The organism is Pseudomonas sp. DWP3-1-2 (assembly GCF_049896285.1).
GTDB lineage: Bacteria > Pseudomonadota > Gammaproteobacteria > Pseudomonadales > Pseudomonadaceae > Aquipseudomonas.
Genome location: NZ_JAFCTZ010000004.1, coordinates 290728 through 310021, shown reverse-complemented (window position 1 = coordinate 310021; position 19294 = coordinate 290728). Strand labels below are relative to the sequence as shown.

The 19294-nt window shown below is 57.9% G+C and carries 21 protein-coding genes; 7 read left to right on the top strand and 14 right to left on the bottom strand.

The window, feature by feature from the left end:
- Nucleotides 1-61: 61 nt before the first annotated feature.
- The 4 genes from csrA to ACP7B0_RS13290 all read left to right on the top strand — a co-directional run bounded on the left by csrA (nucleotide 62) and on the right by ACP7B0_RS13290 (nucleotide 2600).
- Nucleotides 62-250, top strand: a complete 189-nt coding sequence (csrA, locus tag ACP7B0_RS13305; RefSeq protein WP_002554157.1) for a carbon storage regulator CsrA — start codon at nucleotides 62-64, stop codon at nucleotides 248-250.
- Nucleotides 251-571: 321 nt separating this feature from the next.
- Nucleotides 572-1306 (top strand): hypothetical protein, encoded by a 735-nt coding sequence (locus ACP7B0_RS13300; protein WP_426141859.1) that lies wholly within the window; start codon nucleotides 572-574, stop codon nucleotides 1304-1306.
- The gene (locus ACP7B0_RS13295; RefSeq protein ID WP_426141858.1) at nucleotides 1306-1722 is read left to right on the top strand and encodes a phage holin family protein; all 417 of its coding nucleotides are present in this window, start codon (nucleotides 1306-1308) and stop codon (nucleotides 1720-1722) included. The genes ACP7B0_RS13300 and ACP7B0_RS13295 overlap by 1 nt, the downstream gene beginning before the upstream one ends.
- Nucleotides 1719-2600: a DUF3618 domain-containing protein gene (locus ACP7B0_RS13290; protein ID WP_426141857.1), complete on the top strand. Its 882-nt coding sequence runs from the start codon at nucleotides 1719-1721 to the stop codon at nucleotides 2598-2600. Before ACP7B0_RS13295 ends, ACP7B0_RS13290 begins: the two co-directional genes overlap by 4 nt.
- Before the next feature lie 68 nt (nucleotides 2601-2668).
- Here the strand turns inward: ACP7B0_RS13290 and ACP7B0_RS13285 are convergent, their stop codons facing one another.
- The 4 genes from ACP7B0_RS13285 to ACP7B0_RS13270 all read right to left on the bottom strand — a co-directional run bounded on the left by ACP7B0_RS13285 (nucleotide 2669) and on the right by ACP7B0_RS13270 (nucleotide 6723).
- Nucleotides 2669-2911 carry a hypothetical protein gene (locus ACP7B0_RS13285; RefSeq protein ID WP_426141856.1) on the bottom strand — a complete coding sequence of 81 codons (243 nt, stop codon included), beginning with the start codon at nucleotides 2909-2911 and terminating at the stop codon, nucleotides 2669-2671.
- Nucleotides 2912-2987: 76 nt separating this feature from the next.
- On the bottom strand, nucleotides 2988-3923 hold the full coding sequence (locus ACP7B0_RS13280) for a ketopantoate reductase family protein (RefSeq protein WP_426141855.1): 936 nt from the start codon (nucleotides 3921-3923) through the stop codon (nucleotides 2988-2990).
- A 225-nt stretch (nucleotides 3924-4148) separates the two neighbouring features.
- Nucleotides 4149-5576, bottom strand: a complete 1428-nt coding sequence (locus tag ACP7B0_RS13275) for a pyridine nucleotide-disulfide oxidoreductase (protein ID WP_426141854.1) — start codon at nucleotides 5574-5576, stop codon at nucleotides 4149-4151.
- A 703-nt stretch (nucleotides 5577-6279) separates the two neighbouring features.
- A complete protein-coding gene (locus tag ACP7B0_RS13270; RefSeq protein ID WP_426141853.1) occupies nucleotides 6280-6723 on the bottom strand; it encodes a DUF4174 domain-containing protein in 444 nt (147 codons plus the stop codon).
- A gap of 228 nt (nucleotides 6724-6951) precedes the next feature.
- On the opposite strand from ACP7B0_RS13270, the gene ACP7B0_RS13265 reads away from it, so the two are divergent.
- A complete protein-coding gene (locus ACP7B0_RS13265) occupies nucleotides 6952-7266 on the top strand; it encodes a hypothetical protein (protein WP_426141852.1) in 315 nt (104 codons plus the stop codon).
- A 275-nt stretch (nucleotides 7267-7541) separates the two neighbouring features.
- Here ACP7B0_RS13265 and ACP7B0_RS13260 read toward each other — a convergent pair whose 3' ends face one another.
- Together ACP7B0_RS13260 and ACP7B0_RS13255 are read right to left on the bottom strand one after the other, a co-directional pair.
- Complete coding sequence (locus tag ACP7B0_RS13260) at nucleotides 7542-7811, bottom strand: DUF1652 domain-containing protein (RefSeq protein WP_426141851.1); 270 nt, start codon at nucleotides 7809-7811, stop codon at nucleotides 7542-7544.
- A 342-nt stretch (nucleotides 7812-8153) separates the two neighbouring features.
- Nucleotides 8154-8636: a GNAT family N-acetyltransferase gene (locus tag ACP7B0_RS13255; protein WP_426141850.1), complete on the bottom strand. Its 483-nt coding sequence runs from the start codon at nucleotides 8634-8636 to the stop codon at nucleotides 8154-8156.
- 159 nt (nucleotides 8637-8795) lie between these two features.
- Here ACP7B0_RS13255 and ACP7B0_RS13250 point away from each other — a divergent pair, with 159 nt between their 5' ends.
- Both ACP7B0_RS13250 and ACP7B0_RS13245 read left to right on the top strand, forming a co-directional pair.
- Nucleotides 8796-8951 (top strand): hypothetical protein, encoded by a 156-nt coding sequence (locus tag ACP7B0_RS13250; protein WP_426141849.1) that lies wholly within the window; start codon nucleotides 8796-8798, stop codon nucleotides 8949-8951.
- Nucleotides 8952-9257: 306 nt separating this feature from the next.
- Entirely contained in the window at nucleotides 9258-10190 is a 933-nt protein-coding gene (locus ACP7B0_RS13245) for a hypothetical protein (protein WP_426141848.1), read from the top strand.
- A gap of 186 nt (nucleotides 10191-10376) precedes the next feature.
- Here the strand turns inward: ACP7B0_RS13245 and dctM are convergent, their stop codons facing one another.
- The 8 genes from dctM to ACP7B0_RS13205 form a co-directional block, all read right to left on the bottom strand.
- Nucleotides 10377-11660, bottom strand: a complete 1284-nt coding sequence (dctM, locus tag ACP7B0_RS13240) for a C4-dicarboxylate TRAP transporter large permease protein DctM (RefSeq protein WP_426141847.1) — start codon at nucleotides 11658-11660, stop codon at nucleotides 10377-10379.
- A complete protein-coding gene (locus tag ACP7B0_RS13235) occupies nucleotides 11660-12292 on the bottom strand; it encodes a TRAP transporter small permease (RefSeq protein ID WP_426141846.1) in 633 nt (210 codons plus the stop codon). Before ACP7B0_RS13235 ends, dctM begins: the two co-directional genes overlap by 1 nt.
- A 73-nt stretch (nucleotides 12293-12365) precedes the next feature.
- Complete coding sequence (locus ACP7B0_RS13230) at nucleotides 12366-13358, bottom strand: TRAP transporter substrate-binding protein (protein ID WP_426141845.1); 993 nt, start codon at nucleotides 13356-13358, stop codon at nucleotides 12366-12368.
- 206 nt (nucleotides 13359-13564) lie between these two features.
- Nucleotides 13565-14383, bottom strand: a complete 819-nt coding sequence (locus ACP7B0_RS13225) for an HpcH/HpaI aldolase/citrate lyase family protein (RefSeq protein ID WP_426141890.1) — start codon at nucleotides 14381-14383, stop codon at nucleotides 13565-13567.
- Nucleotides 14384-14574: 191 nt separating this feature from the next.
- Complete coding sequence (locus ACP7B0_RS13220) at nucleotides 14575-15774, bottom strand: CaiB/BaiF CoA transferase family protein (protein WP_426141844.1); 1200 nt, start codon at nucleotides 15772-15774, stop codon at nucleotides 14575-14577.
- 40 nt (nucleotides 15775-15814) lie between these two features.
- A complete protein-coding gene (locus tag ACP7B0_RS13215) occupies nucleotides 15815-17164 on the bottom strand; it encodes an MmgE/PrpD family protein (RefSeq protein WP_426141843.1) in 1350 nt (449 codons plus the stop codon).
- Between the two features lie 10 nt (nucleotides 17165-17174).
- On the bottom strand, nucleotides 17175-18338 hold the full coding sequence (locus ACP7B0_RS13210; protein WP_426141842.1) for an acyl-CoA dehydrogenase family protein: 1164 nt from the start codon (nucleotides 18336-18338) through the stop codon (nucleotides 17175-17177).
- 67 nt (nucleotides 18339-18405) lie between these two features.
- Nucleotides 18406-19242 carry an FAS1-like dehydratase domain-containing protein gene (locus ACP7B0_RS13205; RefSeq protein WP_426141841.1) on the bottom strand — a complete coding sequence of 279 codons (837 nt, stop codon included), beginning with the start codon at nucleotides 19240-19242 and terminating at the stop codon, nucleotides 18406-18408.
- Nucleotides 19243-19294: the final 52 nt, after the last annotated feature.

The window sequence follows — 19294 nt, the reverse complement described above, 5'->3', positions numbered from 1 at the left end:
CGCAAAGGCAAACGCCAGCCTCTTGGTAGAGGCGTTTCAAGAGGCCATCAAGGAAAAGATTATGTTGATACTCACCCGCAAAGTAGGCGAAAGCATAAACATCGGTGACGAGATCACCGTGACGATTCTTGGCGTTCAGGGTCTTCAGGTCCGGCTAGGCATCAATGCTCCAAAAAATGTTTCTGTGCACCGCGAAGAAATCTACAAACGCATTCAGGCAGAGCTTGCACCGAACCAAGACCCACAATGAATTCATAGCATCACCCCAATCCAGGCAAATCTGCCTCCCCGACGCGGGCAGATTGGCCGCACGGCGTCCTCTATGACGCCGTTTTTTATGCCCGCTGTTTATCAGACGTTTCCTTTTGCGCCTCTTCCTCTGCTACTGCGGCTTCCTGCCGGTCGGTCCCGTTGACGCCTGTTGCTGCCTACCATTTGTCCGAGATTCAGAACTCTGCAAAAAAAACACCCCTCCACTTCAGGTAAGCATTGAGATTGATGCTGAGCCCGTTGTCGGTTGTGAGCTGAGCACGTCTTCTTTTGGTGAAGCGCAATGGAAGGTGAACAACACATGAACACAACCTCTGAGAACTCGACTGGCAACGTCGAACACAAGAATGCGCCGCCCGAGGCACATCTGCAGCATCTGCAGGAAGACGCAAAGGCTGCCCTCGAGAGCGCAAAGGAACACGGGACGGCGCAGTTCGAGCAATACCGTGACACCGCCGCCGAGCAGATCAAGACGCTGGCGCAAGGTGCCGAGTCCGCTGCGCAACAGATGCAGGGCAGCGATACACTCGGCTTGTCTCACTATGTCACTGATATCGCGCAGAACATGACGGCGCTGGCCGACAATCTGCGGGGTAAAAGTGTGGACGAGCTGTTGCAGCAAGCGGGCAAACTGGCGCGTGACAACCCTGTGCTGTTTCTGACGGGCAGTGTCGCGGTGGGCTTTGGAATTTCCCGCTTTCTAAGGGCCTCCAGTTCCGAGTCAACGTCCACGATGGCGTCTTCGCAGCCCAGTGGCCCGATGGGCGACCGTTACAAGACCGAAATCAGTTCCGCCATCGCTGCTGATGAAGAGCTGCCCGTCACCCCGCCGCATACCGATGACGTTTTTCACGGCTCAAGGCCCGGCATTCCGGATCGTTCAGCGTCTCCGAATGCCACGGGCGCATTCATCCCCACTGACCCATTGGGCAGTTCGGCAACTTACCCGGACTCCCAGCATGACAGCAGTTTGTCCGATATCGACCGCCCACAGGATGACGCGCCCAAAACCGTACCTTCCAGAGGAGGTGTGTAATGACCACGACACCCCCTACCCCTCCGACCGGACCCGAGAACGAGACTTCGGTGCTTGGCCTGATTCGCCAACTGGCTCACGAAGTGCCTGCGCTGGTCACCAAGGAACTGGCTTTGGCCAAAGCGGAACTCAGGGAAACGCTCGCGACGACCAAGGCGGGCGTGGCCGCCGTCAGCGGTGGTGCCATCGTGATGCTGGCGGGCTTGATCATCGTCTTGCTGGCGGCGGTGTATGCCCTAGCGATGATCATGCAGCCATGGCTGGCCGCGTTGATCGTCGGCGTGGTGGCCATGATCGTGGGCTTCATCATGATTCAGTCAGGCAAGAAACAGTTCGAAGCCTCAAACCTGACCCCTGATCGCACGGTTAACTCACTGCAGAAAGACAAGGCAGCCATACAGAGGAAAGTCTCATGAGCATTGATAGCAGCTTTGAAACCCCGGAGTCATTTAAGGCTGAAACTGAAAAAAGTCCGGAAACCCTGGAGCGGGAAATCGACGCCCAGCGATCGAGCATCGGCAATATCGTCGAAGCACTGGAAAGCAAATTTTCCCCTGGCCAATTGGTGGATCAGGCGCTGGCGTATGCCAAAGGCAATGGTGGCGAGTTTTTCCGCAATTTGGGTAGCACCATCAAAGCCAATCCGGTGCCCACGGTACTGACCTCCGTTGGCCTGTTGTGGCTGATGATGGGACAGAATCGCAGCGCCGCACCCTCTTCAGGCACTTCCACCCTGGGCCATCTGGGCGAACGCATCAGCGATATGGCCAGCAATGTAACAGACACATTGGGCGGTGCCCGGAGTCGGATTGAGGAGACCGTCCATCGCATGAAGGACAAGGCCAGCGACGTGACCGATAAAGCTGGCAACCTGGCCAGCAGTGTCAGCGACAAGCTGTCATCCACTGGAGAGCGCCTGAACAGGAGCTCCCACGACGCCAGTGACACACTGCAGGGCCAGGCCAGGCAGGCTCAGTCGACGTTCAACTACCTGCTACGTGAACAACCCCTGGCGCTTGCTGCCATCGGTATTGCATTGGGCGCAGCGATGGGTGCCGCACTGCCTTCGACCCGACGGGAGGACCAACTGATGGGCCAGACCAGCGACCAACTGACCGACAAGGCCAGACAGGTCGCAACCGAGGGCTATGAAAAGGTCAAGGAGATGACCAAAGACGTGACCAGCGACGCTAAATCGGCGGAACCGGCGTCCACTGCAGTCAATCCGACCCAGCGTGAAGAGTTTGAAAGCCCGACCAGCATGGCTCCCAATGCCGGGACCGGGCTGGGCTGAACCTGAAACTTAAAGGGCGAGACACCCGAAAATCGGGCTGCAACAGCCCGATTTTTCGATAACGCCTGTTACTCGGGAAGGGTCAGGCGCTGAACAATCTTGTCCTTGATCAACAACCGTTTTTCCTTGAGCTTCTTCAGATCCTCATCGCTAACATTGCCAGCCGAACCGGACTCGGCATCGAGCACGTTATTATCTATCTGCCCATAGTCGCTGAGCAGCTGGTTGAGTTTCCTGTCTGCTTTACTGCACTCGGCAACCTGCTCTTTGGTGAATCCCAGATCTTTGTACAAATCGTGTTTGACGGGCATAGCCACACCTCTCTTCTGACTGCGATGGATCGTAAGGTTATGAGGCTGGGCGTTGTCACAGGTTCGACCCAAGGGATCAGTGCCCGTGCAGACGCCGCGCTTCGTAGGCCTTGAAGTGAGTGTAGGCAAACTCAAGCACTGACAACTCGCCTGACGTCACGCTGTGTGCATCGCGCCGCATCAGCAGATCCCCGAGCACATGGTCCGCTTCAGTGGGCGCCCCGCGTTCAACATCACGCAACATGGACGCCATCATTTTCGATCCGGGAGCGGTAAGCAATTTCAACAGTCGCTGACGCACCGGTTCACGCAAGGGATAGCCGCACGCCTTTGCCACATTGGCACATTCAGCGAATAACTTCACAATCAGCGGCCTTCCCCCGGCCGTCAGCACATCTCCCAGGCTGGCCCGCATGGAGCCGCTGATGCCGGCAGCGGTGGCGATGAAGCACCACTTCTCCCACATCTCCTGCACGATGAATTGGCTGAGACTGGCCTCGAAGCCTGCATCGGCCAGGGCTTCGGCGACGCGCAGGATGCGGGTGGTCAATGCGCCGCTCAATTCGCCAAAGGACAACTGATGGGTGTCATTCAAATGAAGGATTGCGCCGGTGATGTCCCTGTCGAGAGAAACCAGGCACTGGCCGCCCAACAGATTTGCCTCGCCGAAGCGGGCGCCAAGGCGATCCAGATGCGCCATACCGTTGAGTAATGGCAGGATCGCCGTGTCAGGACCCACCGCCGCCGCGAACGCGTCCATTGCGGCGTCCAGATCATAAGCCTTGCAACTGAGAATGATCAGGTCATAGGGATCGCCGAGCATCTGCGTCAGCACATGGGGTGGCGACGGGTAATGAATATTGCCCAAAGGGCTGCGCACGACCAGGCCACTCCGATCCAGCTCTTCTGCACGGCCGGGGCGCACGAGAAATGTCACATCGCGACCCGCCTCAAGCAACCTGCCGCCGAAGTACCCCCCTATCGCCCCGGCCCCAACGATCAGAGTCCGCATGATTTCGCTCTCCTGTCAGTCAGTCTGATAGCGCCACCCAAGGGTCGAGAGTAGTGGATGTCAAACCGGTGCTCAATGAATGATAAGCAACACAGCGTACCGGTAGCCCTGGCGGGCACCGTTAACCACCGTGTTCTGTTACATGGGATGAGGCAAAAAAAATCCCGGACAGCCACCACGCTGTTCGGGATAGATGACAACCGTTCACCGCTACCGCTGTCAGAATCAGGTTTTAGCGTTGGTCAGCCCGGGAAAGAGGAACGGCAGCCCCTTTTCCAGACGCTCTGCAAGGCTTCGACTGGGCACCGGTTCTGGCGCGGCAGCCTGTTGCAAACGGGCGATCACCGATTCGATCACGGCCCGGCTGGCGTCATTGTGAAACTGCCAAACGCCATAAATGCGCCCATCAAAGGACGGCTCGCTGCCCAGCCGTGGATCGATGCCCAGTCCGGACCCGAGCCCGAACATGTGCAAACCGTGCAGGCGCAGGCCCGTGGTGTCCACTGGGCAGCCTGCGGAGTCCGAATCCACCCCGCCTTTAACTTCTCGCAGTGTAATGGGCGTGCCATCCGGATGACTCATGACGGGAAGGTTCGCTTGATACCCCATGCACTGCACCACCGAATGGGATTCAAGCAGCGCCTGGGCCGCCGCTTCGAAGTCACCCGGCGCGCCGCCTTGCGTCTGGAATGCCTTGACCCGTACCCCCGTCTTGCCGACCCGGCGGTGTTCAATGACAGCGCGGCCTATGTCCAGGGCACGGTAACGCAAACCACCGGAACGATTGACTCTGCCGGACACTGGACACACATCGTTGTACGGATCGAACGTATAGCCTGCGGCCGTGGCCAATTCGGCACTTTCATAGAACAGCCGGATGGCGGAACGGTGAATCAAGGTGATTTCCTGCAAGCCGGCGAACTCCAGGGCATCCGCCAGATTTTCGAGCATGGAGAAGGCGCTGTGCGAGCCGCCGACCAAGGTGATACGCCCTGCACAAGCCAGCGCTGGCGCAAATATCTCGCGCAATTGAACGGCGTTCATACGCAGCAGTTCGTCGGCGCTGTGCAGGGTGGCGGATCCGGACAAAGACAAACCCTGCTGCGCCAGCCCTCTGACCATATGCTGCGGGTCCTGCCGCCCGCCCAGATTGAGAATCAGGGTGCTGCAACGTATACGCCGGGTTCGGCCCTGGGCCTGGACCCAGACGAAGAACTCGTCATCCTCGCGGATCACCTCGGTAATGGTCGTGCTGCTCCAGAGCTTGGCCCCATAGCGCTGAACAATGAAGTCCAGCACCAGCCGTGAGGCTTCGGCCAGCAACGCACCAATATCCGATAACTGGGGCGCATGTTGCGCCTGGTGACGTATGCGCCAATAAGCAGGCGATTGCTCAAGCGGTGCGAAAACAGGTTGCAGGGCGGGGTCGCGCAAACAATCCAGAATCACGTCGCCCACCGAGTTTGCCGTGATGCGGTAGTCGCCAAGGCGCCCGGCACCTGGATTGGCGCTGGCGTCGACGATGATCAGCCCGCCTCTGGCCAACTCGGACAAGGTCCCGCTTTTCAAAGCGTTGAACAGCAGCCCCATACCCGCAGGACCCGCCCCGCCGATCACACAGCCGCACGTGGTTTCCAGATAATCTCCAAACATAATGACGCTCCTTGGTTTGATAGACGAGTTGATGCAATCCAACAGTCCCTCAACGACCAGTGGTCACGCGTGTTACTTGCATACTCAATGGGGCCGCAGAAGAAGGCGCCGCCTCTTTGAAGGGCGTGCAAGAGAACGGCTGCACAGTTCCAATCCCGGCACAGTGACGCTGGATTGCAGATGCGCAAGGACGATTACCAATACGCCAAAACCCGCCTGTTAATTCCCTGTTCAATACACAGGCAACGCTACCGCCCTATGCAGTTGCGAAGGCTGTCTGGAGTAAAAAATGACGACACAAGAAAAACAGTCGGCGGTGTTACCGGCCATTCAATTGCCTGACGTCGGAACCCGGGGCTCAGGAAGAACGCGCAATCTTCCCGCCGGGACTACTTGAGGCCAGTGCTGATAGAGACGTTGCCGACTGTTGTGGCCCGGGAAACTTTTTTCGGGCCTGAAGGGATAATTCCAAAGAACATCGAGAGTGTCAAATTTTCGCTCGCGCATGAATAATAACGAACAGAATTAATAACCTATTGATTATCAACGTTATTATTTTTTGACATCGGTTTATCCAACTAAAAAACCACGGGTCAATCGTATTTTTTCTTCATTGTATTTTCAACAGCTCACCGTCAAACAGATAAAAGTCCAGCGCCATCCACTTGACGGTTAAAACGGAAGACCCAGGCTCTGTCGCCCTTCAGTTCTGACGCATGGGCATCGCATCGATAATCACAAAAAACTCTGCAAGCTTCACGGGCCCGCCGCGCTCAACTTTCTTGCCGCCATCCTTGCCGATCAAAATGACCTTGGCGGGTCCATGGGCATCAACGTTCAACGCGTTGATCAGGGCACTGGTCTGGTCCGGGGTCAGGGGTTGATCGTTGCGGCTACCCACTCCCGCCACAATGGCGTACAGCACCATGTCGCGCTCAACAAAGGCTTCGCGGTTGGACGTCGATTCCAACGCCTGACGCAGGCTGTGTAGCGCTGGGTCGTTAACACTGGGAACGACGATCACCAGGGGCCGTGTTTTCCAGCGCTCTGCAATCAAGGGGTTTAAAGCGTCATTGGCCAGTGCCACCCCCACTGTGGCAACGGCGATGGTGAAAAAGAGGCTTAACCGAGCGAAGAGACACTTCATTGGGTGATTCCTCGTGCTGGAGTCAGAGCGTTGACCTCGGGGGCCGGAATAAAGTTCTTCAGCGGCTTTCAGCCCACCGAACGCGCCCTGAAAGGCTGAGACCAGACACCGCCGTATCGGCGTTCGAACAACGGCGCATCGGGTGATGCGCAAAGAATAGAACTATTCAGATGGATAGATATCAATGATTTACGAGGGGATAACGTTGTAGATTCTGGAGTGAGTGACATGAATATCGAAAAAGACTATCGGGTGGCCATCGCCGAAATCGACTATTCACGCGACACCCTTTTTGGTCCGATTCCCATGCAGGCGACGTGCAGGGTCCGGCTGATTACCGTAGAACAGGACGGGCACCGCTTGCGAGAGCTGACGATTCTGGGGGATGTACCCGATTACCTGTCCAAATCAACGGTCATACGGGTTGCCTTGGAGGGTCGCATTGAAGCTGGCCCTGTTCGCGACCATTTCTCGGTACGGGATGCGGATGAAACGCAGTTCAAGTTGCTGTTTGAAAATGAACATCGGCGGGCGATGCATTGACCGATGAGCGGTCCCGCCGGCTGACTTCGGACAATCAATTGAGATGTCCGACATGCAACAACGTTGTCCCTCTGGATAACGTTGAAGGCCGGTCAAGTCGTATGAGAAGGGCGATACGTAAGCCGGGATTCACTCAAAAGTGAAACGACGTACTGCATCAATCCCTTTCGTCAGGGACAGAATACGTCGAATAGCCTTTCTGCAAGGCAACACTATTTTGAGCACGGGCTTACCCACCGGTTGCTCACGACGCCCAGCGTTACCCTCAAGCGCTTTCAACCGGCAGCACGAAAAGGCATGTGCAGTTGCTTGCCACGATCCAGGTCGGAACGCAACTCAGCCACCAGCTCGGCAATTTCACGGCTGGTATCGAGTCGATCCAGTGGAATGCCGGTCACAAATAGTTCAATGCGTTCGGACTTGGGGTCAACAACTTGCACGGTCATTGATGAATCCGGGGCAATGGTGCACGTACAGCGCAGAGGCAGGAAAGCACCCTCGATAATACTCCTTAGCTCAAGCGTGGAAAGTCTATAGGCAAACATGTGCATCTCCTTTTTTTAGCAAGTGAGCGACGATACCGCCGCCAATGAAAACATTACTAATTGTCCCCTTTTATTGAACATCGCTTGCATGCCACATAAACGTCGTCATTTAATTTTCAAACAAAGGCACAGTTCTTTATACGCCGCTCTGCCCTGCAAACGCAACGTTATTGTCGCACCCCTGAAAACGACTAACTTATTGAACTTTCAAAGGAATCTACTGCAGAATCGATTCACTCAATTGTTGCCATATGTAATTCACCTGACGTGAATCAAGTCAGGTGAATGCCGGTGGCTGGAGACATCCGCACAGCTGAGGAGATAGCGTGGCCCTGAGCGATTTCAATCCTCGCTGCGAGGCAAGCGGAAATGTATCAGTGCCACCCGGCCACCTTGCTTGTCCCGACGCTCGTCCACGGCGTAAGGCCGAAAACCCAGTTTCGGGTAAAAAAGCAGGCCCGGAACGTTATGGTTGTAGCAGGACGCCGTCATCTCTGCAGCCTCGTGCTTGTCGAAAGCCAGGTCCTTCATGCAACCGATGAGGTACCGCCCCACTCCACGCGCTCTCATCTTCGGCGCGATGATCACATTGCCCAACGAACAGCGTCCGCGAAAGTCGCTGCGAGAAAAATTCGCGTAACCCACGACTTCGCCCTTCATTTCCACGACCGTGGAGTCGGAATGATTGTCCAGGGCGTCCTTGAGTTGAGAAGGTGTCAGGGGGTAAATGGCGCGGGGGAACATATAAAACAGCTCGTCGACACTCTGAGGCATTGCGCACACGGCCTCGATGTCTTTTTCTTCCAGTGGACGATGTAAGAACATTTAGAAATAACCTCTCGAAATAACCCAATAACATGCACTAGACACTATATGCGATTTGGCGCGATACGCACCTCCCTCAGGCAAATCTACCAACGGCTTAAACCATCGGCCGGGAGTCCGGTCGAAAGAAATGCGCCCCTCAAAACGACAGGAGTAACTATGAACATCCCACGGTACCTGAGTATCTGTTGCTGCATGGTCATGCTCGGCGGCTGCTTTGACAGTCCGGATGACCAGAGCACGAAAGACAACACCGACGGCGCCAAGTCGTCGATCCAGATGAATGCGCCGGCTGACAAAGGCGACGCCAAGTAGTAAGCGGCGGCGTCAGGGCGCGGGTCCATCCGAAAACAACACAAGATGGCCCGCGCTGACCCGCACTTGTTTCAGCCTGCGCAGCGTCTCAAGTTCGTGACGTAAACCCTTGATGAAGTTCAAAAATACTGCTCATGCATTACGCCCGCCGAAAGTACTCGCATCTTGCAAATTGCATGAAGCACCTCCCGTTTTTATTTTTAACCCCTTGAATTTACTGGCTTTTATTTATAAAAAAGTTGGCATGCTGACTGCAACACTGTGAATGGAAAGATGTAATTACATTATTCATGGAGCAGAACAACAATGATCTCATCCCCCGATACTTACCCAACTGCCGTGCAGGATTCGCAAAACAACTCAGGCGTGTCCTGGGGTGCGGTTTTTGCCGGCGCTGCCGGTGCCGCTGCGTTATCCCTCATCCTCGTCCTGCTGGGCTTCGGCCTCGGCTTTTCCGCTGTATCGCCATGGGCGGACAGCGGCATAAGTGCAAAAGGACTCGGCATTTCAACCATTATCTGGCTGGCGTTTACCCAAATCATTGCATCCGGTCTCGGCGGTTATCTTGCAGGCCGATTGCGAGTTCGCTGGGCCAATCTGCATGGCGATGAAGTGTATTTCCGTGATACGGCTCATGGTTTCCTGTCGTGGGCTGTTGCCACACTGGTTGCCGCCACGCTTATCGTCGGCTCGGTCGGCAGCATGGTAAGCGGAGGCTTGCAGGCCGGCGCAAGCATGGCTTCCGGTGCAACAGGTGCGGTGGCACAGGTTGCAGGCAGCGCCGCCAGCAACACTAACGGCCAGGATTACGGCTACTTCATCGACAGCCTGTTCCGCGATGATCGTCCGGCGGCTGTCAGCGATGATGCCGCTCATGGCGTGGTGTTCCGGATTTTCGCCAAAACCCTGAACAACGGCGGCGACATGGCCGCTGAAGACCGCAGCTACCTGGCGCAGATGATTGCCCAGCGCACCAACCTCAGCCAGGCCGATGCGGAGGCTCGTGTCGATAAAGTCTACGGTCAGGCTCGTCAAGCAGTTGAAGATGCAAAAGTCGCTGCCAAGAACGCGGCTGACACTGCTGCAAAAGTGGCTGCATGGACGGCCCTCTGGATGTTCGTCGCACTGCTCTGTGGTGCGTTCTTTGCCAGCTACGCGGCTATCTACGGCGGTCGTCGTCGCGACGCAGTGACCTACACCGAAACCCGCGCCTACACCACTACAACAACGGCTCGATAAGCCAGGAGAAATACAATGCGCTCACTACTGCTGCTGTTCCTCGGCATCCCGATCCCGATCATCATCCTGATCGCACTGTTCATGCACTGATGTGCTGAGCGGTTAAAAAGAAGCCGTCCCCTCGCCAGAGAGGACGGCTTTTTCATGGGCGATGTAAAAGATCGTGATGATCAGAGGTCGCTCAACTCACGGCATGCCCAGCCATTCAGGCAACGCCAGGGAAATGAACGGCACATAGGTCACCAGCAGCAGGAAGGCCAGCAGGATCATCAGCCAAGGCATCGCCGCGCGAATGGTCTGGCCCAACGTCAGCCCTGTCACGGCCGAGGTCACGAACAGGTTGAGTCCCACCGGTGGAGTCACCAGGCCAATCTCCATGTTGACCACCATGATGATGCCCAGGTGAATCGGGTCGATACCCAGCTGCACGGCAATCGGGAAGAAGATCGGTGCCAGAATCAGAATGATCGCCGAGGGCTCCATGAAGCTGCCCGCTACCAGCAGCACAATGTTGACCATGATCAGGAAGCCGATGGGCGAAAGGCCCTCCGACAGTACCCAGGAAGTGATCTGCTGCGGAATCTGCTCCGTAGTCAGAACATGGGCAAACAGAATGGCGTTGGCGATGATGAACATCAGCATGATCGTCAGCCGGCCCGACTCCAGCAACACCCTCGGACAATCGCTGAATTTCGTGTCTTTATAGATGAACAGCGCCACGAAGGCCGAATAGACCGCTGCAACCGCCGCCGCTTCTGTCGGCGTGAACATTCCGCTGTAGATCCCGCCAAGAATGATCACCAGCAGCAACAGCCCCCAGAAAGCCCGTTGGGCGGTGTGCAGCCATTCCCGAAAGGAAACCCGTGGTTGGGCGGGAAGCTTCTTGACCCGGGCGACGATATAAATCACCACCATCAGCGACAGCCCCAGAAGAACCCCCGGAATCACCCCAGCCATGAACAGTTTGCCTACAGAGGTTTCAGTCGCGGCGGCATAGACCACCATGACGATAGAAGGCGGTATCAGAATGCCCAATGTACCGGCGTTACAGATAATCCCGGAGCCGAACTCCTTCGGGTAACCCGAGCGCACCATGCCTGCTATGGCAATGGACCCCACCGCCGCGACAGTGGCCGGCGAGGAGCCGGACAAGGCGGCGAACAGCATGCACGCCAGAACGGCGGCAATCGCCAGACCGCCACGAATATGCCCGACGCATGCGTTGGCAAAGTCGATCAGACGTTGCGCCACGCCACCGGTAGTCATGAACGCGCCGGACAACAGGAAGAACGGAATGGCCAGGAAGGTGTAGCTGTCCGAGGTTTCGAACAACTTGATCGCCAGGGAACTGAGCGAATCCTGGCTGAATAACAGAATCGACACCGCGCCCGACAACCCCAGGGATATTGCGATAGGCACGCCAAGGAGCATGAACACGAACAGCAGCAGGAACAGGCAGAGGACTGTCATCAGTGATGCTCCTCGTTGGGGTGCGCCAGCTTGCTGGCTTCAGCGGCCTCGTCAGCCAGGCCGAGGCCCGTTTGGCGATGGGTGTAGATGCGCCAGAGGATTTCCAGATAACGCAGCAACACCAGCGTAAAGCCGATGGGCACGATCACCACGATGTGGGAAACCTGGATACCGAAGCGGTCCAGATCCTCAGCGCCGATCTGGATTAGAAACAGCGCAGAGACCCATTTGTAGCTGGCGATGACGAACAGCCCCGCATAGATCAGGCAGCACAGACAGGCAAACATGGCCAATAGACGCTGGACAGGCTTGCTGGTGAGCTTGACCAACGCGTCTACACCCAGGTGACCCGCCGTGCGCACGCCGTAGGAGATACCGAAAAAGATCATCCAGCCGAACATGGCTTTGGTGAGGGCGATACTCCAGGTCATGTCTTGTGCATAGCCCATCAGATGGTCGCCGATGGTCCCGAAAAAACCACTCGTGAACGCCCATTGATCACTCAGGGTGTAGAACAGCGTGTAGATGTTATTGATGGCCACATAGACAAATGTCACCAGCGTCATAGCGGCCAGCAGGAAGGCAATCATGCCTTCCTCAAAATGCTCCCAGAGTCGCTTCAGCGAATGCATGGCAATTCTCCGATAGAGGGAGTGGCCATTCAGGACGAATGACCCGCTGCCCTGATACGTCATGACGAGGGTGTTACATGGCCTGGTTCGAATCGTCTGCCGACTTGATCAGGTCGGCACCGATTTCCTTGGAGAACTGTTTCCACACCGGCTTCATGGCTTCGCGCCATTCGTTGCGCTGCTCCGGAGTCAAGGTCACGACTTCACTGGTCTTGGCATCGATGATTTTCTGCCTGGCGGTCTGGTTCAGGGCTTCAGCCTGTTTGTTCACTTCAACCGACACTTCGGCAAGGATGCTTTCCAGCTCGGTGCGCACATCCGGTTGCAAGCTGTTCCAGAACTTGGAATTGGTGATCACCATGTAGTCGATCAGGCCATGATTGGACTCGGTGAAAAACTTTTGCACCTCGTTGACCTTCTGGCTTTCGTAGTTGGACCAGGTGTTCTCGGTGCCATTGACGGTGCCGGTCTGCAGGCCTTGATAGACCTCGGCGAAGCTCATCTTGCGGGGGTTGGCCTTGATTGCCTTGAACTGCTCTTCCAGAACCTGGGAAGCCTGCACGCGGAATTTCAGGCCACGGGCGTCCTTGGGCTCCACCAGCTTTTTGTTGGCCGACAGTTGCTTCAGACCGTTGTGCCAATACGCCAGGCCATGAATGCCCTTATCGTCCATGGAAGTTAGCAAGGCTTTGCCCTGCGGCCCTTGCTGAAAGCGGTCCACGGCGGCCATGTCATTGAAGAGGAATGGGAGATCGAAGATTTGTATCTTCTTGGTGTAGTGCTCGAATTTGGCCAACGATGGAGCCAGTAACTGCACGTCGCCCAGCAGCAACGCTTCCATTTCCTTGCCATCGCCGAACAGCGACGAGTTTGCGTAGACTTCAACCTTGACCTTGCCTGCCAGACGCTCTTCGGCAAGTTTTTTGAACAGCAGTGCGCCCTGGCCCTTGGGCGTATTGTCGGCGACCACGTGGGCGAATTTGATGACGACAGGATCGGCGGCCTGTGCAAGCGACGCGATGGACACAGCGGCGGCGCAGAACAGCGCCTTGGTCAGCTTCAACATTGTTTTCACCTTCTTATTGTTGTGTGAGAGTCAGCCTCTGCGGGCCTTCTTTTTGAAGCGCTAGTGGCAAGATGCCCAACTGGCCGTGTTTGTTGAATCAGCTTTTATGTAACCCCGCGTTTGGTTTAGCTGAATGCGGGTAGTTTGCACGGCAATCGCATCTGGATTTTATAGACGCAAATGATGAAGTTGGCCTGTAGTCGGGCCTATTTGAGCATCAGTAGACGTTGTGCCCGGATCAAGACGGGCGCATCAATCATCTGCCCCTGGAGTTGAAAAGCTCCGGCCCCGTTGGCTTGCGCACTGGCGTCGACCACGCGGCGGGCCCAGGCAAGCTCCTCGTCGCTCGGTGCCAGGGCGTCGTGTATCACCGGGACTTGAGCGGGATGAATACACAGCGCGCCGCCAAAGCCCATGTCGTAAGCATGACGAATCGAATGGCGCAGCCCTTGCGGATCACGAATGACCGGATAGACCCCGTCAAGCGGAGGCAATAGCCCGGCAGCGCATGAATGAACCTGTAACCACATGCGCGCCTGATCGAGGACGAATGCAGCCGCAGCCGATCCGGTGTTCAGGTTGAGGTCAAGCGCCAGGTCCAGACCGCCGAATGACAAACGTTCGACCCCCCGGGCCTGGGCGATCTGCTCCATGGCCAGCAAGCCCTTGGCGCTTTCGACGATCGGCCAGATCGGTTTACCGCCCCGCCACACCGCCGCGATCTGCTCTGCGGTTTCGACTTTGGGCAGCAGGACGCCGGCGACACCAGGTTGATCCGCGCAAAAACGCAGGTCCGCGTCATGCTCGGCATGGTCGGGCCCGTTGACCCGAACCCAGACCGCGGCCTGAGGACTGGCCTGCAAAAACGCCGCAAGGTTATCCCGCGCCTGACGCTTGAGCGGCTCTTCGACCGCATCTTCAAAATCGACAATCACCGCGTCGGCACCGGCAGCCAGCGCCTTGGCAAATCGCTCGGGCCGACTGCCGGGCACGAACAGTGCGGAGCGGACGATGGAGTGAGGCATGGTGGTGTTCCTCATGTGTGAATCCATGGCAGTTCATTGGAGTCAGGCTTGCCCGCGAAGGCGCCCTTCAGTCAATAAAACTATCGACCGAACATTCGATTCGCGGGCAAGCCTCGCTCCAACAGAGCCTTTGTGTGACGTATTCGCGAGCAGGTTCTTCATGGCTGAATCCGTTGGAGCGAGCCGAAGGCTCAAACGGCTCCCGCCGCCAGCAGCCGCGCATGTTCGGCCGCCGACACGCCCAACTCATTGAGAATGCTCCCGGTGTGCTGCCCCAGCGCTGGAACCGCATCCATGCGGGGGGTGAACGCGGTGTTGCGGCCCGGCGGCAACAGCGAAGGCAACTTGCCTGCCGGGCTGTCGATCTCCCGCCAGCCGTCCCGGGCCTTGAGTTGCGGATGGTTCCAGACGCCTTGCATGTCGTTGACCCGCGCATTGGCGATTTGCGCGTCTTCGAGCCGTGCGACCACCTCGTCAACGGTCAACCGGGAAAACCCGTCGACGATGATCTGGCGCAACGCCTCGCGGTTTTCGGAACGTTTGAAGTTGGCCGAAAAGCGCTCGTCCGTGATCAGCGCAACATCGAGCAGGACCTTCTCGCAGAACAGCGCCCACTCACGTTCGTTCTGCAAACCGAGCATCACGGTACCGCTGCCCTGGGTGGGAAAAGGACCATAGGGATAAATGGTCGAATGCGAGGCCCCGGCCCGTGGTGGTGGCGGTGCACCGTTGTAGGCGTAGTACATCGGGTAGCCCATCCATTCCACCAGGCTTTCCAGCATGCTGACGTCGATGCGGCTACCGAGGCCGGTTTTGCCCCGCAGTAACAGTGCGGAGAGAATCCCGGTGTAGGCGTACATACCGGCGGCGATGTCCGCAATGGAGCAGCCCGCCTTGGCCATTTCCTCCTCGCCCGGCCCGCCGGTTACCGAGAGGAACCCGCCCTCGCTCTGGATCAGCAGGTCATAGGCTTTTTTCTTTTCATAAGGGCCGCCTTCGCCGTAGCCGGAAATATCACACACGATCAGCTTCGGGAAACGCGTGTGCAGCGCTTCAAACGATAGCCCCATGCGCGCAGCCGCACCCGGAGCAAGGTTCTGCACCAGCACATCGGCCTTGCCCAGCAGAGCCTCAAGAATACCCCCGGCTTCGTCGTGCTTGAGGTCCAGGGTCAGACTTTCCTTGGAGCGATTGGTCCAGACGAAATGCGAGGCCAGGCCGTCGACGCGCTGGTCATAGCCACGGGCAAAATCGCCGCTGCCGGGGCGCTCGACTTTCACCACTCGGGCGCCCATGTCTGCCAGTTGCCGGGTGCAGAACGGCGCGGCAATGGCATGCTCCAGGCTGACGACGGTGATGCCGTCCAGAGGACGGGGGTTTTGTTCGGTCATGTGGGTTCACCTCTTGTGTCACATCCCTGCCGGAGCGGGATCAGATCAATTCACCCAGTGTCTGCGCATCCCGCAAACCCCAGACCTTGTCGATCAATGCGTGGCCTTGTTCTGGCGTGCGAGCACCGGAGAACGCCAGCAGGCGCTGGAATTTATCCTCCAGTTCAGGCCGCGACAGGGTGTTGCCCGGATCGCCCTTGGGTTCTTCGATGGCACCGATCAGGGTGCGACCATCGGTGGTGGTGACGATCACGCGCCCCAACCACCGGGCCGGATAGGCGTGATCGACTTCTTCATCGAGTTCCATGCTGACTTTTTCGCGGAACGCCGCCACAGCGGGATCGGTCAGGGCGTGCTGCTGGAATTCGATCAACTGCGCCTTGCCATGCACGGCAATCAACCCCAGCACCGCCCCCATGGAAAACTTGGCCTGATGCACCGTGGCGGGCACCACGACGCGGCCCAGCACATCAATGGCTCCTTGATGCACCCGCGTGACCACGCTGGCGATCTGCTCATGGCTCAGACCTTCCCGTTGCATCAACTGCAACAAAGCGTCAGCGGCAGGATGCGTATGTCGGCACGAAGCATGGAACTTGAATGAGGTCTCGACCAATGCCCAGCGGCTGCCAAGGCGATCCGACAACTTGCTCGGGTCAGCATCGCTGGACATCCCCGCCGCCATGCCCTGATCACCTTCCAGAATATTGCGCGCGCCGGTCAGCCCGTCTTCGGTCATGTAGGCCGCGAGCAGACCATCGGCTGCGGCCTTCGCGGTGTGCAGCTGTTTGGAGTCCGCCGCATCCCGCAGAAACTCCCACAACCCCGCCGCCTGAGTGCCCGCGTTGCCCAACAGATTGATGAACTGCTCCTTGTCTAACCCCAGCAACTTGCCCACCCCGACAGCCGCCGCCAGGGTGCCGACCGTGGCCGTGGTGTGAAAGATGCGGTAATGAGAGCGTCCCATGAATTCACCGATGCGAATCCCGGCTTCATAACCGGCCACAGACGCCAGCAGCAGATCCTTGCCGGATTTGCCCCTGTCCTGAGCGGCGGCGAGCACGGCGGGAAAGACCACCGTGGCCGGATGCAACACCGAGCTGTTATGCAGATCGTCCTGCTCGACCAGATGCGAAGAAGCACCGTTGACCAGCGCGGCAAAGTAAGCCGACGTGCCTTGGCCGTTCACCAGCATTTTCGCCGGGCCTTGGGCAGGCCCCATTTTGGCGGCGTAACGCTCGAACAACGGAATGGGCCGCGAGCCCTGGCTGGCCAGCGCGGACCCGATCCAGTCGAGGAACAGGTCCTCGGTGCGGTCCAGCACAGAATCGGGGATCTGTGAGTAGTCCAGGTCGGCCAGGAACGCCGCCAACGCTTGAGTGTGGCTCATGTTCGGGTCCTCAAAAGCTGCGCGGCAGTTCGAGCAGGTGCTCGGCGACGTAGGAAAGAATCAGGTTGGTGGAGATCGGCGCCACCTGATACAGCCGGGTTTCGCGGAACTTGCGCTCCACGTCGTATTCGCAGGCAAAGCCAAAACCGCCATGGGTTTGCAGGCAGGCATTGGCGGCCTCCCAGGACGCTTTGGCCGCCAGGTATTTCGCCATGTTGGCGCTGGCACCCGCGTTCTTGCCGCTGTCGTATTCTTCGCAGGCGCGCCAGCGCATCAGGTCGGCGGCTTCGATCTCGATGTGCGCTTCGGCAATCGGAAACTGCACGCCCTGGTTCTGCCCGATGGGACGCCCGAACACCACCCGATCCCGTGCGTAGGCACTGGCCTTCTCGACAAACCAGCGACCGTCGCCAATGCATTCAGCCGCAATCAGCGTGCGTTCGGCGTTCAGGCCATCGAGGATGTATTTGAAGCCCTTGCCTTCCTCGCCGATCAGGCTGTCCAGCGGCAGTTTCAGGTTGTCGAAAAACAACTCGTTGGTCTCGTGGTTGACCATGTTGGCGATGGGCTGCACGGTCAAGCCGTTGCCGATGGCATCGCGCAGGTCCACGAGGAAAATCGACATGCCTTCGGATTTCTTTTTGACCTCGGCCAACGGTGTGGTCCGCGCCAGCAGGATCATCAGGTCCGAATGCTGAACCCGGGAGATCCAGACTTTCTGGCCGTTGATCACATAGTGGTCGCCCTGCCGGACGGCGGTGGTCTTGATCTTCGTGGTGTCGGTGCCGGTGGTCGGCTCGGTGACACCCATGGATTGCAGGCGCAATTCACCGCTGGCAAGCCTGGGCAGGTAGTAGCTTTTCTGCGCATCGCTGCCGTGACGCAGCAAGGTGAACATGTTGTACATCTGGCCGTGAACCGTGCCGGAGTTGCCGCCGCAGCGGTTCACTTCTTCAAGAATCACTGAAGCTTCCGCCAGGCCCAGGCCCGAGCCGCCGTATTCAGTCGGGATCATCGCCGACAGCCAGCCCGCGTCGGTCAGGGCTTTGACGAAGGTTTCCGGGAAGCCTTTTTCCTCGTCGATCCTGCGCCAGTACGCCGCGTCGAACTCAGCACACAAGGCACGCACGCCTTCGCGGATGGCGTTGAGGTCTTCACTGTCATTGGGGTTCATTGATCTGCTCTCTTGAGTTCGCGCCCTCGACACCGGCACGGTCTGGCTAAGGAATGAGGTGCCGGGGTCAGTCGAACCGCACTTCGGCGCTTTGGGCGACACCCGCTTGATTGCCGGCCCACAGCTGCGCCCTGCCCGGCTCGACCACATGCCCGCTCACCGTGAAGGGCGTCGGCACGTTGAGCGGACGCACACCGCGATACGCGAAATGTCGCAGCCGGGCTTCGGGATGAGCGCGACAGAAGGCGCGCAGGTTCAACGTGGCGATCATCGGCCCGTGTACGACAAGGCCCGGATAACCTTCGGTCTGCGTCACATAGGGATAGTCGTAGTGGATGCGATGACCGTTGAAGGTCACCGCCGAATAGCGAAACAACAACGTGGGCGTTGGGGTGATGACTTCATTCCACTCACCCGCTTCAGCCGCAGCGCCACTGTTCAGCTTCGGCGGATTCGGCTCGCGGTAGACGATGTCTTGTTCCTCGCGGATGCAGAGCTGGCCATGTTGCGAGTAGTCATGGCGAACGGTAACGAACAGCAACGCCCCCGTCCGACCGTGCTTTTCTTCAATGTGGGTGATGGTGGAAAGGCGATGGGCCTCGGCGCCGACTTGCAGCGGCTCAAGAAACTCGACGCGCCCGCCGGCCCACATGCGATTGCGATTGTCCGCAGGCGGCAGGAAGCCGCCACGCGCCGGATGTCCATCCGTGCCCAGCAGCGACTCTGCAACCGGTTCCTGAAAAAAACACCACTGCCACAACGGCGGCAGCGGATCACCGTCGGCAGGCGTCGCCTCACCGAACGTGGCGGCGATGCGTTTGATCAGGTGACGACTCAGATGGTCTTGAGCCTCTTCCGTGCGTCCAAGCCAGGCATTGAAATCCTTCGACTCTGCGGCGCTCATGCGGACAACCCCTATGCGTTTGTTGTTATGCCGGGATCATGCAAGCCGCTTC

Coding starts and splice junctions, on each gene's coding strand:
- csrA (WP_002554157.1), top strand. CDS start 62: ATGTTGATACTCACCCGCAAAGTAGGCGAAAGCATAAACATCGGTGAC.
- ACP7B0_RS13300 (WP_426141859.1), top strand. CDS start 572: ATGAACACAACCTCTGAGAACTCGACTGGCAACGTCGAACACAAGAAT.
- ACP7B0_RS13295 (WP_426141858.1), top strand. CDS start 1,306: ATGACCACGACACCCCCTACCCCTCCGACCGGACCCGAGAACGAGACT.
- ACP7B0_RS13290 (WP_426141857.1), top strand. CDS start 1,719: ATGAGCATTGATAGCAGCTTTGAAACCCCGGAGTCATTTAAGGCTGAA.
- ACP7B0_RS13285 (WP_426141856.1), bottom strand. CDS start 2,911: ATGCCCGTCAAACACGATTTGTACAAAGATCTGGGATTCACCAAAGAG.
- ACP7B0_RS13280 (WP_426141855.1), bottom strand. CDS start 3,923: ATGCGGACTCTGATCGTTGGGGCCGGGGCGATAGGGGGGTACTTCGGC.
- ACP7B0_RS13275 (WP_426141854.1), bottom strand. CDS start 5,576: ATGTTTGGAGATTATCTGGAAACCACGTGCGGCTGTGTGATCGGCGGG.
- ACP7B0_RS13270 (WP_426141853.1), bottom strand. CDS start 6,723: ATGAAGTGTCTCTTCGCTCGGTTAAGCCTCTTTTTCACCATCGCCGTT.
- ACP7B0_RS13265 (WP_426141852.1), top strand. CDS start 6,952: ATGAATATCGAAAAAGACTATCGGGTGGCCATCGCCGAAATCGACTAT.
- ACP7B0_RS13260 (WP_426141851.1), bottom strand. CDS start 7,811: ATGTTTGCCTATAGACTTTCCACGCTTGAGCTAAGGAGTATTATCGAG.
- ACP7B0_RS13255 (WP_426141850.1), bottom strand. CDS start 8,636: ATGTTCTTACATCGTCCACTGGAAGAAAAAGACATCGAGGCCGTGTGC.
- ACP7B0_RS13250 (WP_426141849.1), top strand. CDS start 8,796: ATGAACATCCCACGGTACCTGAGTATCTGTTGCTGCATGGTCATGCTC.
- ACP7B0_RS13245 (WP_426141848.1), top strand. CDS start 9,258: ATGATCTCATCCCCCGATACTTACCCAACTGCCGTGCAGGATTCGCAA.
- dctM (WP_426141847.1), bottom strand. CDS start 11,660: ATGACAGTCCTCTGCCTGTTCCTGCTGCTGTTCGTGTTCATGCTCCTT.
- ACP7B0_RS13235 (WP_426141846.1), bottom strand. CDS start 12,292: ATGCATTCGCTGAAGCGACTCTGGGAGCATTTTGAGGAAGGCATGATT.
- ACP7B0_RS13230 (WP_426141845.1), bottom strand. CDS start 13,358: ATGTTGAAGCTGACCAAGGCGCTGTTCTGCGCCGCCGCTGTGTCCATC.
- ACP7B0_RS13225 (WP_426141890.1), bottom strand. CDS start 14,383: ATGCCTCACTCCATCGTCCGCTCCGCACTGTTCGTGCCCGGCAGTCGG.
- ACP7B0_RS13220 (WP_426141844.1), bottom strand. CDS start 15,774: ATGACCGAACAAAACCCCCGTCCTCTGGACGGCATCACCGTCGTCAGC.
- ACP7B0_RS13215 (WP_426141843.1), bottom strand. CDS start 17,164: ATGAGCCACACTCAAGCGTTGGCGGCGTTCCTGGCCGACCTGGACTAC.
- ACP7B0_RS13210 (WP_426141842.1), bottom strand. CDS start 18,338: ATGAACCCCAATGACAGTGAAGACCTCAACGCCATCCGCGAAGGCGTG.
- ACP7B0_RS13205 (WP_426141841.1), bottom strand. CDS start 19,242: ATGAGCGCCGCAGAGTCGAAGGATTTCAATGCCTGGCTTGGACGCACG.